The organism is Chryseobacterium sp. VD8, from assembly GCF_037149975.1.
Classification (GTDB): domain Bacteria; phylum Bacteroidota; class Bacteroidia; order Flavobacteriales; family Weeksellaceae; genus Chryseobacterium; species Chryseobacterium indicum.
In genome coordinates this window covers 1-15,510 of the sequence record NZ_JBBCQL010000033.1, presented here as the reverse complement: position 1 = coordinate 15,510, position 15,510 = coordinate 1, and the positions used below count along the sequence as shown (strand labels likewise).

The 15,510-nt window shown below is 36.1% G+C and carries 13 protein-coding genes; 5 read left to right on the top strand and 8 right to left on the bottom strand.

The features are described 5' to 3' along the window. Nucleotides 1-170: 170 nt before the first annotated feature. The 4 genes from WFK35_RS05940 to WFK35_RS05925 all read right to left on the bottom strand — a co-directional run bounded on the left by WFK35_RS05940 (nt 171) and on the right by WFK35_RS05925 (nt 4,632). Complete coding sequence (locus tag WFK35_RS05940; protein WP_235132504.1) at nt 171-671, bottom strand: M15 family metallopeptidase; 501 nt, start codon at nt 669-671, stop codon at nt 171-173. Nucleotides 672-1,403: 732 nt separating this feature from the next. Continuing rightward, on the bottom strand, nt 1,404-2,693 hold the full coding sequence (locus tag WFK35_RS05935) for a hypothetical protein (RefSeq protein ID WP_336731825.1): 1,290 nt from the start codon (nt 2,691-2,693) through the stop codon (nt 1,404-1,406). An 81-nt stretch (nt 2,694-2,774) separates the two neighbouring features. Continuing rightward, nucleotides 2,775-4,061 carry a hypothetical protein gene (locus tag WFK35_RS05930; RefSeq protein ID WP_336731824.1) on the bottom strand — a complete coding sequence of 429 codons (1,287 nt, stop codon included), beginning with the start codon at nt 4,059-4,061 and terminating at the stop codon, nt 2,775-2,777. An 82-nt stretch (nt 4,062-4,143) separates the two neighbouring features. Then, entirely contained in the window at nt 4,144-4,632 is a 489-nt protein-coding gene (locus WFK35_RS05925; RefSeq protein ID WP_336731823.1) for a hypothetical protein, read from the bottom strand. Nucleotides 4,633-5,255: 623 nt separating this feature from the next. On the opposite strand from WFK35_RS05925, the gene WFK35_RS05920 reads away from it, so the two are divergent. Continuing rightward, complete coding sequence (locus WFK35_RS05920; RefSeq protein ID WP_336731822.1) at nt 5,256-6,287, top strand: sensor histidine kinase; 1,032 nt, start codon at nt 5,256-5,258, stop codon at nt 6,285-6,287. Here WFK35_RS05920 and WFK35_RS05915 read toward each other — a convergent pair. Then, nucleotides 6,276-6,899 carry a response regulator transcription factor gene (locus tag WFK35_RS05915; RefSeq protein WP_336731821.1) on the bottom strand — a complete coding sequence of 208 codons (624 nt, stop codon included), beginning with the start codon at nt 6,897-6,899 and terminating at the stop codon, nt 6,276-6,278. The genes WFK35_RS05920 and WFK35_RS05915 overlap by 12 nt on opposite strands. Before the next feature lie 631 nt (nt 6,900-7,530). On the opposite strand from WFK35_RS05915, the gene WFK35_RS05910 reads away from it, so the two are divergent. Genes WFK35_RS05910 through WFK35_RS05900 form a run of 3 tightly spaced genes read left to right on the top strand, consistent with a single transcriptional unit; the run spans nt 7,531 to nt 11,058 of the window. Next, nucleotides 7,531-8,778 carry a hypothetical protein gene (locus WFK35_RS05910; RefSeq protein WP_336731820.1) on the top strand — a complete coding sequence of 416 codons (1,248 nt, stop codon included), beginning with the start codon at nt 7,531-7,533 and terminating at the stop codon, nt 8,776-8,778. A gap of 10 nt (nt 8,779-8,788) precedes the next feature. Next, a complete protein-coding gene (locus tag WFK35_RS05905) occupies nt 8,789-9,931 on the top strand; it encodes a hypothetical protein (RefSeq protein ID WP_290264349.1) in 1,143 nt (380 codons plus the stop codon). A 5-nt stretch (nt 9,932-9,936) separates the two neighbouring features. Then, nucleotides 9,937-11,058: a hypothetical protein gene (locus WFK35_RS05900; RefSeq protein ID WP_336731819.1), complete on the top strand. Its 1,122-nt coding sequence runs from the start codon at nt 9,937-9,939 to the stop codon at nt 11,056-11,058. A gap of 93 nt (nt 11,059-11,151) precedes the next feature. Here the strand turns inward: WFK35_RS05900 and WFK35_RS05895 are convergent, their stop codons facing one another. Together WFK35_RS05895 and WFK35_RS05890 are read right to left on the bottom strand one after the other, a co-directional pair. Beyond that, entirely contained in the window at nt 11,152-11,922 is a 771-nt protein-coding gene (locus WFK35_RS05895; RefSeq protein WP_336731817.1) for an XRE family transcriptional regulator, read from the bottom strand. Nucleotides 11,923-12,304: 382 nt separating this feature from the next. Next, on the bottom strand, nt 12,305-12,850 hold the full coding sequence (locus WFK35_RS05890; RefSeq protein WP_214588098.1) for a peptidoglycan-binding protein LysM: 546 nt from the start codon (nt 12,848-12,850) through the stop codon (nt 12,305-12,307). A 600-nt stretch (nt 12,851-13,450) separates the two neighbouring features. Between WFK35_RS05890 and WFK35_RS05885 the strand changes: the two genes are divergently transcribed. Next, nucleotides 13,451-14,728: a Y-family DNA polymerase gene (locus WFK35_RS05885; RefSeq protein ID WP_336731815.1), complete on the top strand. Its 1,278-nt coding sequence runs from the start codon at nt 13,451-13,453 to the stop codon at nt 14,726-14,728. Nucleotides 14,729-14,736: 8 nt separating this feature from the next. Here WFK35_RS05885 and WFK35_RS05880 read toward each other — a convergent pair whose 3' ends face one another. Beyond that, entirely contained in the window at nt 14,737-15,348 is a 612-nt protein-coding gene (locus WFK35_RS05880; RefSeq protein ID WP_336731813.1) for a YdeI/OmpD-associated family protein, read from the bottom strand. Nucleotides 15,349-15,510: the final 162 nt, after the last annotated feature.

The following is a 15,510-nucleotide window of genomic DNA, read 5'->3' as shown; positions in this document are numbered from 1 at the left end:
GAAGAAACATTTAACAATTTTAGACAAGTAAAACCAATAGATTCAGGAGAAATAACTATTGGTTTTAGCTTAATATAATGATTGTCTTAGTGTTATCTTACTGAAGCAAAGATAGATCGGGGAAGCGACAAAACTTGACGTATTAAAAATAATTTTCAAATAAATGAGAATTAAAGTATAACGTAGTTTTCTTTATCTCTGGGCATTTTAGAAAGCGTTCTCCAGGATGATTTTACCAATCCTTTCTTTGTTACAATATTTTTCTTTTCAAAATGCGGAAGATCTTTAAAGGTTTTCCAGTTTCCGCCCCAGTCCCATCCGTACTTTGCGAAAATTTTTACGCACTCGTACCAATCGGCAACCTGATCATTATCCCAGTCTTTGGCGGTATCCCAACTTGCCGTTGTTCCGTCAATTACCAGGCATATATCTACAGCCAATCCGTAATTATGGATGCTTTGTCCTGCCTTTGCATTGGTTACTTTTTTTCCTGAAGTAATTCTTCCGATGGCATAAAGTTTTTCCTGTTCTTCAAAGCTCCTTAAACCTTGTGTAATTCGTACTTTTGCTCTGCCTGTTAATGCTTTGTCGCATTCATCGATTATCTTCTTTACTTCCTCTCTTACATAAGGGTGAAGTTTTTCAATTCTCTGTAAAGTTGCTTTATCCATTATCAAATATTTTTATGATTTTGAAATACAAAGCTATACACTGACAACGCCAAAACTTGACGTGTTTTTATGAATTTTGGGCTAAATGAATAATAATAGGAGGGCTTTTATTAATCGAAAAATAAACAAGCAAATCTGGATTTTTTTGGAAAATGACAACAATAGAATTATGCTTAAAAGTAGTCAGCTGTATACTGAGAGTGGCAGAAAATTATTACATTATATGATGTAATATTGAAGATGCTTAAAAGATTTATATCTGAACAAATCATTTAATGATGGGCGCGATATTGTGGAAAAAATGAAAGTCTGGAATAGAATGAAATTCAGAAAGAATATAGTATGCAGAATGTTTTAATCCAGATTTTATAACATAATGTTTAAAGACTAATATAGAAAAAAGTTCGAGATTTTAATGTAAAATAGATTCAAATCACATTATCTGCCATTTCTATTTTGAGCTTGAAAAATAATTTTTTGCTTAAAAAACTTAAACTATGTGTTAAAATTAAGCGTTAGGATTGCTGAAAGATACTCAGATTGTTTTTATCTGCTTCTGAAATTCTTTATCCCATAAAAAGTCTTCAGGATGATAAGAATATAAGATCTGTTTTCAGGTTTCAAAAGAAACTGCAGATACATTTATTCCAAACATCCTGAAGACCGGATGGCAGCGTATAATAGTGAGAAACATTGTGTCTTACCATTATATTTACTGGCTGTACCTCTGCATTATCTTAAAGGTAATGCTGTAATACTTAAGTTATCATTAGCAGAACCACCTAAGGTAGCCGTAAAACCTGTTCCTCCTGTAGCATCTGTAAGCCTTCCTACCAACTGTACTGTGTAAGTTCCCGGAATTAATGCTAAGGCGACATTGGGAGTCATGTTAAAAATTCCTGAGGTTGCATTTGTAGTTCCACGATACAATCCACTGCTAGGACCGTACGGGGTTGTACTTGCCAATGTGGATCCCGCAGGAAGAGATGTAAATTGCCAATAAGAACGGTAAAGTTTAGACACAGTAGCGTCATTAACGGCAGGGGTAGTCATAATACATCCTACACTGGCTTTAAAAGTAACCAAAGAAGGCTTCGTAAGGGTAAATGTAGCAGTGTAAAGAGTGGTATTCACACTTCCTCCTGCCGGAACCGTAATTGTTGCTGTAGTGGCAAGGGCATCTGTACCATCAGCTCCTGCAACAATGTTTATATCATTGATATTTAAAGGTCTTCTCCATGCAGTACCATCATTGACGTATTTTCCCGGATATACTTCCTGCCCCGTAGTGGACGTATTCGTAGCAGTATTGTAGACTTCCATTCCTGCTACATGTGCAGAGAGTGGAGAGGCATTGTTGGTTGCGGATAATGTCACTCTTGGGAGCAGCAGTCCTTTGCTGGTAGAAGTAACATCTAATGCCGCGTTGGTATTGGGTGCTGCTGTACCTATCCCCACTTCATGATTGGCTGCATCCACAGAAAATGTGGTGCCGTCTACTGAGAATCCATTCGTTGCTGTTGAGGTAAATGCGAGTGTATTAGCACCCTGTGTTACCGTTCTGTTTGCAGTAAGAGTTCCGTTTGCTGTATAAAGGTTTGGAACATTTACTGAAGTACTCGCCACTCCGTTTACTGTTGTTACCAGACTGTTGTTATTTCCCGTAAGTACTGTGGTGTTAGCTACGGTATTTACTGAGGGTGCAGTAGCAGCTGTTCCATTTACTGTACTTGTAATAGTATTGGTAGTATTAGTAAGTGTATTCGTGGTAATTGGCGTAATTGAAACTGTTGTCCAGCTGGGAGCCGTTCCGGCTCCGCCGGAGGTAAGAACCTGCCCTGCTGTTCCCGCACTTCCTGCTGTAGAGGCATTACCTCCTACATTAATTTCGTTTGTGACCTGCAGAGAACCATTAACATGGAGATTTTTTTGAGGGGTGGTTGTATTCACGCCTACGTTTCCTGTCTGTGCATATATGAATGTTCCGAGAACACAAGTATATGCTATAATTATCTTTTTCATTTCTTTAGATTTTTAGTAAGACATAGAAGTTACGGTTATCGTATTCTATTATTTATGGTAGATAACCCAAATTAAATACGATTATTTTATAGGTACCGCTGTTATGCTTACATTGTCATTGCTTCCGGCTCCAAAATTTGCGGTAAAGCCGGTTCCGCTTGGACCATCTGCTGTTCTTCCCGTTAATTGTACCGTATACGTTCCGGCAATGAGTCTCAGAGTTACACTAGGAGTAACTTCAAAAATTCCTGATGTGGCATTTGTTGCTCCATAATATAATGCACTGCTTGGACCGTATGGCGTTGCCGTTGCCAGTGTAGAACCTGCCGGAAGCGATGTGAACTCCCAATAAGAACGATATATTTTAGATACTGTGGTATCAGTAGTATTGCTAAGCATTCTGAATGAAACACTTGCACTGAAAGTAACTAAAGAAGGTTTAGTAAGGGTAAATGTGTTGGTATAGATGGCAGTATTCACAACTCCTGCTGCCGGAACCGTAATCGTTGCTGTAGTGGCAATGGCATCGGTGCCATCTGCTCCTGCAATAACATTAACATCACCGGAATTTAAAGTTCTTCCCCAGGTGGTTCCGTTATTTACATATTCTCCAGGGTATACTTCCTGTCCGGAAGTGGCAGTATTCGTAGCAGTGTTATAAACCTCCATTCCTGCTACATTCGCAGAAAGCGGAGACGCACTGTTAAGAGCTGATAATGTCAGTCTTGGGATTAATAACCCTTTGGTAGTAGAAGTAAGATCTAATACCGCATTGGTATTGGGCGCTGCTGTACCTATCCCCACTTCATGATTGGCTGCATCTACAGAAAATGTGGTGCCGTCTACTGAGAATCCGTTCGTTGCTGTTGAGGTAAATGCGAGTGTATTAGCTCCCTGTGTTACCGTTCTGTTTGCAGTAAGGGTTCCGTTTGCAGTGTAAAGGTTAGGGACGTTTACAGAAGTACTCGCGACTCCGTTTACTGTAGTTACCAAGCTGTTGTTGTTTCCTGTAAGTACCGTGGTGTTAGCTACAGTATTTACTGCGGGTGCAGTTGCAACTAATCCGTTTACTGTACTGGTAATAGTATTGGTAGTATTGGTAAGTGTGTTGGTTGTAGAACCGGCCCCAGGAACTGTTGCCCAGGTGGGAGCTGTTCCGGCTCCGCCAGAGGTAAGAACCTGTCCTGCTGTACCGGCACTTCCTGCTGTAGAGGAATTGCCCCCTACATTTATTTCGTTTGTAACTTGTAGAGAACCGTTAACGTGTAAGGTTTTTTGAGGAGTAGTAGTATTTACTCCGATATTTCCTGTCTGTGCACTGATTGCAGAGGCAAAAAATAAAAATATAATGGTAGATGATATCTTCATTTTAGTAAAATTAAAATAGGTTGTATGCTTTATTTGAATATTCAAAATAGTCTGATGGCCCAAAATCAAAGCCATTGGATAATCAAACAGCAAATGGCGGAGCTCTTGAAGAGTTTTTACAAATTTTTAAACTCGAATTATAAAATTTGTAATGGTAAAACTTTTTATGAACTCCCCACAGTCTTCCCAAAAAAGGGGAAGATCCAAAATGGAAGATAATCTCTTTTTGAGTTTTATTGTCTACAGAAGCCAGAGAACTGCCTCCTTTATTTTTTATTGTGGAATTATTCTGGTCCTGATGAGGGGTGTAGTTACAATTACTTTTGGCGATGCATTGTCCGGAATCTTTTTTAGTGTTTTTTTTCTTGCTTATCAGCTTGTTTTTTCCGGATCTATTCTTAGTCGCTTTTTTTTCCGGATTAGCTGATTTGCTTATGGTTATTTCTTCTTCGTTCGTTTTTTCATAAATTACTGCATCCCCTGTTACAACAATAAGATCTTTATTATAAATGTAGGTCTGGGTTATATTTGCTTCTGAATCATCAGATGTAGCAGCATTTACAAATTTCACTTGAGAAAATGAAAAAGATGAATTAATAATTAATAATAAAAGCACTACTTTTAATAAAAAGGCAGTGTTTTTAAAAAATATCTTATTAATTATCAATTTACACACGTAGTGAAGCTTTTTACAAAAATATGCTGTAATAAAAACAGATTGTGTAGAATAAATAAGTTTCTTTTTGTAGAACTATTTCTACAAAAAAATAATCGTAAAATAAAAAGCAAACGAAATAAATCTCTTTTTCGTTATTATATTTTTGAGGTATTAAAAACCGAAAATTCCTCCTGTTCTCAAGCTGTGCAGAACTTTCTTACCCTCTTATAATTCCCGTTTTGCTGACTTTTTAATTGGCAGAAAATGGCATGTTAAAAAAAAATAGTTTTTATAATAAGAGATTTATTTATTGTACGATTCTGATTATCCAGACTTCGTTAAACTTTTTTAAACGGATAAAATAAAGAACTTATAAAAGCTTTGCGTGTAGAATTTTTTCTACTTCTTTTTGTAGAATTTTTTATATACAGTTTCTGCAACTATTTTATATTTTTGTAGTAAATGATATGAAAAAAATTGCTGTTCTTTTTATCTTTTTCTTTTCGCTTTTTTTTTCTCAGCAGAAAAAAAAGAATTTGGAATGCTATATTTCAGATAATGGGCGGTCTTTCCAAAGAGAAATAAATAATATTCATAGAATAACGGATGTCTTTGATCCTTTTACCTTATTTGAAAATAACATATTTTTTGATGAAGCTCTAAATAATTTATTTGCAGATTTTCAGGATGGGAATCTAGATCCTTATAAGAAACCTGTAATTTGGGAGACCGGGATCTTTAAAGTTGCTTTTTTTATACTTTTCATCTTAATGGTTTTCTTCCTTATTAAGATAAGAAATTTTTATATTGAAAGAGAAAATGAAAAGCTAAGAATAGAAATAGAAAATCATACAAAAGATCTGGTCATTCTGCTGGATAAATTACAGAAATCCAAAGAAAAATTAAAGATAAAGCTGGAAAATCAGGAAAAACTAACCCGCCTTATCTGCCATGATATTAAGAGTCCTCTGAGGTTTATTAATTTAAACCTGAAAAGTCTGATTTCGACTACAGATGATATGGAGATTAAAGAATCATTAATTTCTACGCAGGAGACCACAGAAGAGCTCTATCATTTTGTTTTAAACAGTCTGGATTATACCAAATTATTTTTAACGGATGATGAATACAGGGAAACGATCAATCTTAGGCAGCTTATACATGAGAAAATCATGATTTTCCGTAATCTGGCTGCAAAGAAGAATATAGATATCATTAATAATGTAGACGAAAACATTATTCTCAATAATAACAAGGCTTTATTGGAGATGCTTTTTCATAACCTGATAGATAATGCTGTTAAATATACTTCTATTGGTATGGTAACTATTTCTGCACATCAGAAAGAACAAAATATAATTGTTTCTATACAGGATACAGGAAATGGGATGAATCCCGAAAAACTTGGCAGAATAAACAGTTATCAGAATACTGATGTATATATTTCTAAGGGTATTGGCTATAAAATTATTACAGAAATAGTTAAAAAAACAGGAGCCAAAATGAAACTCAAAAACAGATTGGGCGGCGGATTGGAAGTAAAAATATGGCTGATGTTATATAATTGAAAATATTTCGAACAGTTCTGCAATATTGCTTATTTCAAGCTTCTCGTATATTCTCTTTTTGTATGTGCTTATAGTGGATTTTTTCAGATTCATTGTTTTTGCTATACTGGAAGTAGAATAACCCTTAATGATAAACTGGGATACTTCTAATTCTTTATCGGAAAGAAGGGATATCTGACTGCTGGTTTTTTTGTTTAAATAATCGTCTATTATTTTACTTTTGATATTCTCACTAATGTATCTTCCATTTTTAAAAAAGTAATCTAAGGCAAAAAAAAGTTCTTCATCGCTGGATAGTTTGTTGATAAACCCATCGGCTCCCGCTTTTATAAATCTTGAGGCAAATATTTCCTCATCCATTGCAGAAAAAATTGTAATCTTAGCATTGGGTAAAATGTGTTTCATCAATTCTACAGTTGTTGTAGATATATTTTGATCAGGAAAGCTAATATCCAGAAATATGAAATCTACAGCCGAAGTTTTAATAAGTTCTATAGCAGATTTAACGTCATCAGCATTAAAGATTTCAGCTTGTGCTATGATGCTTTTAATGACATACTTCATTCCCTGCCTTACAATACTGTGATCATCTACTAATAAAATTCTTTTCATTTGAGTTTTTTGCTTTTATACTCCAAACTCACTCAATGATAAGGGTTTATGTTTACGTATCTTTCATCAAAGGTGTAATTGGAAGTGTGTTTTTATCTGTCCGGTCGTAGTGTAAATTTAGCCAAAAAATCTTAAAGTCCTAGATTTTTATTATGGTATATGATTTAAGGGTTAAAAATCTTTATTTATACGTCTGTTGTATTAAATATTCTTCAATGTCTGTGTTAGATTTCTTTTGAATGGTGATGCATAACTAAATAGCTTAGCTTATTCAAGGATATTCTACTTTGTATAGATTGCTTTGGGACAACTTAATTTAATTGGCAAAGAAATATGTTTAACACCTTAATTTATTTTAATCCTAAACAAACAGGCGCATCGCAGATTCTCTATAATTTTTTGTCTCCTCTAAATTATTAAAATGTGTAAGTTGGGATTTGTGAAAAGTTATTGCTTTAAATATTTTTTTACTCTAACATTTTTATTATCAATATTAAAGAGTAGAGGTGTAAAAAGAATTTAATGAGTTAAAAAGGAAAATTTTTGCTGAAAATTGATTTAACTTTTACAAAATTCTTGTATATTTGTTTTTCGGGAAAAAGATCATTCCTGAAAAATAAAAAAACACTAAATGAAAAATAATTATCTAATAATTCAGGTATTATTACTGCTATGTAGTAGCGTATCATATTCTCAGGTAGGTATCAACACAACAACACCGAAAGCAACTTTAGAAATAGTAGGAAAAAATTCAGGAGGAGCTGTAGACCCTAAAGATGGGATCGTAATTCCTCGGGTAAATCAGGTTTCCAATGCATCCGGTACTACAAACAGCCAATTGGTTTATTTAACTGCAAATGACGGAAGTCTGGTTCCGGGATTTATATTCTGGGACGGCACAGCCTGGAAACAGTTAGGAGGAGCATCATTAACTTTATCAAATTTTTCGGCAGCATCACCGTTAGCTTATAATAATTTAACGGGTGTATTCTCAATTTCTCAGGCAGGATCTTCGGCTAATGGCTATTTATCATCTGCTGATTGGAATATCTTTAATAATAAGCAGAATGCTTTAAGTTTCTCAACGGGGCTTACCAATACGGCTAATACAATTACATTAAATCCGGCTACAGCTTCTTCTATCGGAGGAGTAAAAGTAGGTAGCGGATTAAATGTAGCGCCAGACGGTACTATAAGTGTCCCTTCAAATGTAAGTAGCTTCAGTGCAGGAACTACAGGATTAACTCCTTCCACTTCAACTTCAGGAGCTGTTACTTTGGCAGGAACCTTAAAACCATCTAATGGAGGTACAGGAAATACATCTGTACCCGCTGTCGGCGCTGTTTTACAGGGAGACGGAACTGTTTACCAAACTCTTTTACCCGGAACGGCAGGGCAGGTCCTAACATCAAACGGAACAGGAAATGCCTTAAGCTGGTCTACACCCTTTACTTCAAGTGTAGCGGAAATATATGATGCGGCAGGAACACAGACTTTTGCTACAGCAGCCGGATTTACAACGATGTTAATAACCACCGCCGGAGTTGTAGACAGTGGTTATACTGCGGGTTCAGGGACAATTACGATTACCAGTGCAGGAAAGTACAGGGTAACTTATCGTATATCCGCATCCGTAACTACAAATTCTCAGGCTACCGGAGAATACAAACTTCAGGTAAACGGAACCGATGTTGCAGGAACTTCAGGCTTCACGTTTCATAGGAACAGTGCAGATCCAAGAGGTTCTGTAACAGTAACGAAAATACTGAGTCTTAATGCTAATGATATTTTAAGAGTGCAGGGAAAGGTTTGGAATACCACGAACAGAACTCTTCAGCTGGTTGCTAATGGTTCATCTTTAATTGTAGAAAAACTGTAATTCTTTAAAAATGAAAATTTTAAACTTAGGCAAAATATTTCTTATCATACTAAATTTCGCGGCTATTGATTCTTTTGCTCAGGAGACTATACCAACGGCAACAGGATTTGCAACAGCAGCCGAAGGGAATTTATATAAAGCAACAGATGATGGGCAGATTTATATAGGTCTGCGAAACGGAACTCTTAAATTAGTGGGAGGGAATATCGTTGTAGATAATGTGACACTTTCGGGAGCAGGTACTGCCGCAAATCCTCTTAAACTGGCTCAAAACGGAGCCGCTAACCAACAGGTGATGACTTGGGATTCTACCCTTAACAGCTGGAAGCCTGCAACACCGGCAGCTGCATCTAACTGGCTGATTACCGGAAATGCCAATACAACTTCCAGTAATTTTCTGGGCACTACTAACGACGTAAAACTTCAGCTGGCATCAAACAATACCCCTATGCTGGAAGTAGGGCGAAGACAGACTTTAGGGCTGTATGATTCCAGCAGTACAGGTCTTTATCCCTATAATCAACCTGATGCATCGGTGATGTATGTTCGCGGAACAGGAGGGAATTCGGCACTACAGTTTGAAGCAGGAGGTGCAAGTTTTTACAAGCCTGTTTTTTATACAGACAGCAGCGGAAACTTCAGACTAAGAGGCTCTTCAGCCGGAACTGATTTCTTTGAAATGGGAAGCAGCGGAGCATCCAATGCCGGAAGATTCGATTTTATAATCGGGGATGATGGAGATGAACCTTTTGTTTTTAATAAATACAATGGCGCTACAGCCACTACGGTTGAGTTAATGCGCTTATCCGGGAACGGTCTCAATACCAATGTAAGAGTAGGAATAAATACCGGTGCTTTAGCCAATTCCACATTACAGAACAACGGATCATTATCCACGTCAACAATTACAACTACAGCGGCTTTAACACTTACTGAAAGCCACTTTACAGTAATTATCGGAGGAAACCACGCCATAACTTTACCTGCAGCAAATACCTGTACGGGAAGGATGTATGTAATAAAAAATCCTACGGCTAATACTCCGGCAATTTCTTCATACAGAAACTTGTCAGGAACTGCTGTAACTGCACTTACGGCAAACTCTATTTTATGGCTTCAGAGTGATGGTACTAACTGGCAACGTATAAATTAATGAAAATGAAAGGAATTTATTCTGCTATTTTTATCATCGCGATAAATATCTTTTCTTTTGGACAGGAAAGTATAGCGTCCGCTTCTACTGTATCTAATGCAGCAGAAGGTAACCTGTACAAAGCAACTGATGATGGCCAGATCTATATAGGTTTAAGAAACGGTACTGTGAATGCATTAAGTCCGGTTTTTGCCGCAACCCTATTTTCTGGTAACGGAACACCATCTAGCCCATATTCTCTGGGACAGATGGGAGCGACTAATGGTCAGGTTTTAAGCTGGAACAGTACCACAAATACATGGGCGCCTTCTACAGATGCTGCCACGAACAATTGGTTCCTCACGGGCAATGCAAATGCTGCGGCAAGCAGTTTGTTAGGCACAACAAATGATGTGCGTCTGCAACTGCGTTCCAACAATACCGAAATGCTTGAGCTAGGAACAAGGCAGACTTTAGGGCTTACGGAAAGCTCAAAGCCCAGCCCTTATAACTCTACAACTGCATCTACTATGTATATGAGAGGAACATCAGGAAATTCTGCCCTGCAATTTCAGGCAGATAACGCTGCCATCTATAAACCTGTTTTCTTTACAGACAGCAACGGTAACTTTAGAATGAGAGGATCTGCTGCTTCCAGCGATTTTTTTGAACTTGGAAGTAATGGATCATCAGAAAATGGACGATTTGATTTTCTGGTAGGAGACGACGGCGATGAACCTTACCTTTTTTATAAATACAACTATACCTCTCAGACCTATATAGAAATGCTTCGTCTGCAGGGTACAGGATTGGATAATACAGTCCGGGTGGGAATTAATATGGGAGGAAGCGTTCCTAATTCAACACTGCAGATTTCAGGATCCCTTTCTTTACCGATTGTTACTACTACCGCATCCTTAACATTAACCGAATTAAACTTCACTGTCATTTTGGGCGGAAATCATAATATAATTCTTCCTTCTGCAAGTTTATGTAACGGAAGAATGTATATCATTAAAAATCCGACTACGAATACCCCATCAATATCAGCTTATAATAATATTTCCGGAGGAAGTACTTCAACTATTGCTGCAAACTCTGTGCTTTGGTTACAGAGTATTAATAATCAATGGGAACAGATTAATTAAAGCTTAAAAAAATTATCAAATAAAGTCTGATTTTAAAATCTGCTGTAATTACATTAAAAGTCCGGTATGGCTAAGAAGCTTTTACCCTGATTTTTAATTCTTCAATTTATCATTCACTTCTTTGATATCTCTTCTTAACTCCAGAAACATATCTTTTAAATTATAATTATCAAAATTATCAGGTTCAAAATCTTCCGGAAAAATTCCAGATGCATATTGCCAGATTTCAACAATTTCTCCCAAAGGAATATCATAAGGTTTGTAAAATGAATTGTCTGAAGCTACTGTTATTGCTTTTTTCTTTTTGGTTTTAAATCTTTTGTAAGAAATGCCGTCATTCAAAGTCACGAAAACATAACTTTTATTCGGTTTTAGATCTTCAATATTTTCAACATACTTCCCGATAATATAAGAGCCGTCTTTAAAAGGCGGCATTGAATCTCCTTCTGCCGGAAATGCCCTGTACTTTCCGTTAATTAAGAAAGGTAAAGAAATTCGCTGTAAACTTTCAATATATTCAGGATCACTGTAACCGGATAAATAACCCATCGATGCTTTTTGAGGGACAATTTCAATGCTGTTGTTTCCTAACTGATCCACCACAACCGGAAGAACAATTCTGTTATCCGGAAGTTTCAGTACATCTTCCAGCGGATATTTGCGGATATCTACTGTAAGAAGCAGATCGATACTTATATTAAAATACTTCGAAATTCTGATCAGCAGTTCATAAGGCGGTTCAGAACGCCCGTCTTCATATTTCGAATACCGGACACGACTCATTAATGTTTTGTCCGCAAGTTCCTGCTGTGATAAATTTTTCTGAGTCCTTAAAAACCTGATGTTATCTGAAAAAATTGACATTGATACAAATTGTATCTGTAAATATACTGAAAATGATACAAATAGTATCTGATCTTGTTCTGTAGAATTAACAATTATGTATGCTTTGGCAGATTCCAATAATTTCTTTGTTTCCTGTTATCAAAAGTTAAATATTATCAATAGTTGAAAATATCTATTTATTTAATGGTTTGATAATCAATATGAATTTCATAATAATGTTTGGTGTGATTTATTAACTAGATTTAAAATGTTCAAAAACATAAATTTTATCTTACAGCTGATAAATGATTATCCCGGATTTTGAATTTTCTTTATATTGGTATTGATACATACAAAATCAAAGGCCTCCTTTAGGAAGCCTTCGAAACACCAAATCACAAAATATTAATATGAAATTTTTTTATAAAGCTGTTGCAGTATAAGTTACTGTCTGCGTGTAAGTTCCAGCCGGTTTACCTAAAATGTCAGAAGAAGAAGACTTTGCTGCCGGAATGGTATAGTCCAAATTCAGTGTTAAGGCACTTCCAAGCGGAGCGTTTGATACTAATGTCTGATCTGTTGCGGATAAAACAACAGCACTTTTTGTTCCTCCCATAGTTCCGGAAGCTGTAGCTGCTTTGATGGTTAAAACATTTACAGGAATGAGGTTCGTTCCATTCATAAAATTCGCACCTCCTGCTTTTACTTTAACATTAAAGTTCTTCGTTGAAGTAACTTTTAAAGAGTTAGCTTTAGTTATCGTTTGATCAGAGTTATAATCCGCTGCAGTAACATAGTTGAAATCTACAGTGTTCCCGATTGCAGTACTTCCCGCATCGATAGAGATTACATCGTTCAGGGTAATGTTTACTGTTGTGGTCGCTGTAGTATTTTGAGCTTGGGCATTGTTAGTTCCTAAAATGAATGCTCCGATAGTTAATGCTGCGATGGCGATTTGTTTTGTCATGATCGTATTATTTAATTTTTTATTCTTTGTTTAATTGTTCTCTTTTGAACATTACAAATCTACAGCGACGATAAAATTTTCTTTGTAGTGGAAAACGGAAGTTCATGTAGTAAAATAACTACAGGATCAATTATTTGCGTTAAATAGAAAAGCCCTCAACACTTAGAAATTGTTGAGGGCATATATCAATTGCTGTTATTTCCATTAATCCATATCATTCCAAATAGTTCATCTATCCACAATTTTTACAAATTTAGGGTACATCATCAATTCCCTCATATATATCAATTATATTTTCAAAATGCATTGTACATTAAATATCATTTCTACAATTTAGACATTTTTAGAGCCACAAGTGATACAAAATTTTTATTGAATTAGAAGGAAAACAAGTTGGTTCTTATACAGCTTAAAAAAGCATTTTGTACCGGAATTATAATGATTTTATAATAAGAAGTCAATTCCTGCTGCGATACATTTTTCTGAGTCCTTAAAAACCTGATGTTATCTGAAAAAATTGACATTGATACAAATTGTATCTATAAATATATTAGAAATGATACAAATAGTATCTAATTTTGTTCTATAGAATCAACAATTATGTATGCTTTGGTAGATTGCAATAATTTCTTTGTTTCCTGCGAAAGAACGCTTGATCCGAAACTTGAAAATAAACCCGTTGTGGTACTTTCCAACAACGATGGTTGTGTAGTGTCCAGAAGTAAAGAAGCTAAAGATCTGGGAATTCCGATGGCAGCTCCGGCTTTTAAGTATAAGGAATTATTTAAAGAGCATGATGTACAATGTTTTTCCGCAAAATTCGAATTGTATAATTTTAAAAGCCAGCGTGTTATAGAGATATCCACAGCGTATGTGGATAAGTCTGATTATGAAGTGTATTCAATTGATGAGCTTTTTCTGGATCTGAAAAGCTTTAAATATATCGATATTTACGAGTACTGTCTCAGAATCAAAAATGAGATTGATGAGCAGGAAAAAATTCCGGTAAGTATAGGTATTGCGCCTACAAAAACTCTATGTAAAGTGGCAAACCGGATTGTAAAAAAAGATCCAGAGAGATTTAATGGAGTTTTCGTATTAGATACCCCTGAAAAAATAGAAAAAGCCTTAAAATGGTTAAAAATTGGTGACGTTTGGGGAATCGGAAGACGCCTCGCTGTAAAAATGCATGATAATGGGGTGCATAAAGCGTGGGATCTTCTTCAAAAGCCTGAAATGTGGGTCCGGAAGATTATGGGAATTCACGGAGTAAGAATGGTGAACGAGCTGAAAGGAATCCGTCAGTTAGAACTGGATGCTCCGTCTCCGAAAAAATCCATTGCTGTAACCAGAAGCTTCATGGAAATGCTTACCAGAAAAGAAGATGTTCGCGAGCGTGTGGAAACTTTCGGGATGTACTGTTCGGAACGCCTTAGAAAACAGAATACCTGCTGCAAAATGGTAACGGTTTTTGTACAGACCAACCGCTTCAGAAAAGATCTTCCGGAGTACCGGAATGCGGTAACCAGAATTCTTCCCAATCCCACCAATTCATCAATTTTAATTGGCAGAGTCGTAAATGAACTGTTTGAAGATATCTTTAAAGAAGGATTTCATTATAAAAAAGCAGGCGTTATTGTGAACGATTTTGTACCGGAAGATCAAAGGCTCATCAATCTTTTTGAAGAAGATACACAGAATCTGCATTTGCCGGTGATGAAAGCAATGGATGCGATGAACAGAAAATACGGAAAAGATAAAGTACGTCTCGGAAGCATGAGCGGCGAAAATACTTTCGGACGAAAACAGCTGTCTCCCGAATATGAGGCTTTTCTAAAAAATAATACGCTTAAAGAGGCGAATTTCAGATTTCATTAAATTTAAAACTATCTTTTTTCATACTTCCAGTTTCTGCCTTTTCCTTCAGAGATCCACTCTAAAGCCTGTTCCATTCTTTTGTTTCTGGTTGATTCCGTTTTAGCTTCCGTGATCCAGTTGATATATTCTTTACGGAAAGAGGGCGAAGCTTTTTTAAAGATTTCCAGAGCTTTTTCATTTTCATTCAAAGCATTTTGAAAATAATCAGGAACCTCTGTTTCTGTTTTCGATGGAGCTGCTTTTTTCAAAGTAACGCCCATATCCGTCAGTTCCATTGCTTCAGTAATCATCTTTTTAAGCTGAGGTTTTGAAGGAAGATTTTCTGTTTCTGTAATTTTACCCAAACTGAACATATTCGTTTTTTCGGTATCTGTTTCAAACTCTTTCAGCGATGACATCTCATCATGAAGCCAGAATCCCATACTGCAATACTGTTTAAAAGCAACCATTGAACAAAGTATCTTCCCTTTATACAGGAACATGGGAAACTTCCACTTGATTGCTTCTTCTGCATCAGGACAGAATTCGTGAACGGTTTCTCGGATATAATTCAGAATAGGTTTTGCAAAATCCTGAGATTTTTCAATGTATTCATCAACTTTCGGGCTGTATTTTTCCATATTTTTATTGAAATACTTTTACCGTTTCATTCACCAGAAATTTCACCTGATCCGGTCTTCCTCTGTCGTTTTTCGGAAGATTATTATAGCTTCCTGTCCTTACAATCACCATATCATGTTCCGGAATCATAATGATGTATTGTCCCTGAAGTCCCAAAAAAT

Bases quoted from the DNA above. Each gene is read 5' to 3' on its own strand.
- WFK35_RS05895 (WP_336731817.1), bottom strand. From the start codon at position 11,922: ATGTCAATTTTTTCAGATAACATCAGGTTTTTAAGGACTCAGAAAAAT.
- WFK35_RS05900 (WP_336731819.1), top strand. From the start codon at position 9,937: ATGAAAGGAATTTATTCTGCTATTTTTATCATCGCGATAAATATCTTT.
- WFK35_RS05890 (WP_214588098.1), bottom strand. From the start codon at position 12,850: ATGACAAAACAAATCGCCATCGCAGCATTAACTATCGGAGCATTCATT.
- WFK35_RS05915 (WP_336731821.1), bottom strand. From the start codon at position 6,899: ATGAAAAGAATTTTATTAGTAGATGATCACAGTATTGTAAGGCAGGGA.
- WFK35_RS05905 (WP_290264349.1), top strand. From the start codon at position 8,789: ATGAAAATTTTAAACTTAGGCAAAATATTTCTTATCATACTAAATTTC.
- WFK35_RS05885 (WP_336731815.1), top strand. From the start codon at position 13,451: ATGTATGCTTTGGTAGATTGCAATAATTTCTTTGTTTCCTGCGAAAGA.
- WFK35_RS05880 (WP_336731813.1), bottom strand. From the start codon at position 15,348: ATGGAAAAATACAGCCCGAAAGTTGATGAATACATTGAAAAATCTCAG.
- WFK35_RS05930 (WP_336731824.1), bottom strand. From the start codon at position 4,061: ATGAAGATATCATCTACCATTATATTTTTATTTTTTGCCTCTGCAATC.
- WFK35_RS05940 (WP_235132504.1), bottom strand. From the start codon at position 671: ATGGATAAAGCAACTTTACAGAGAATTGAAAAACTTCACCCTTATGTA.
- WFK35_RS05910 (WP_336731820.1), top strand. From the start codon at position 7,531: ATGAAAAATAATTATCTAATAATTCAGGTATTATTACTGCTATGTAGT.
- WFK35_RS05935 (WP_336731825.1), bottom strand. From the start codon at position 2,693: ATGAAAAAGATAATTATAGCATATACTTGTGTTCTCGGAACATTCATA.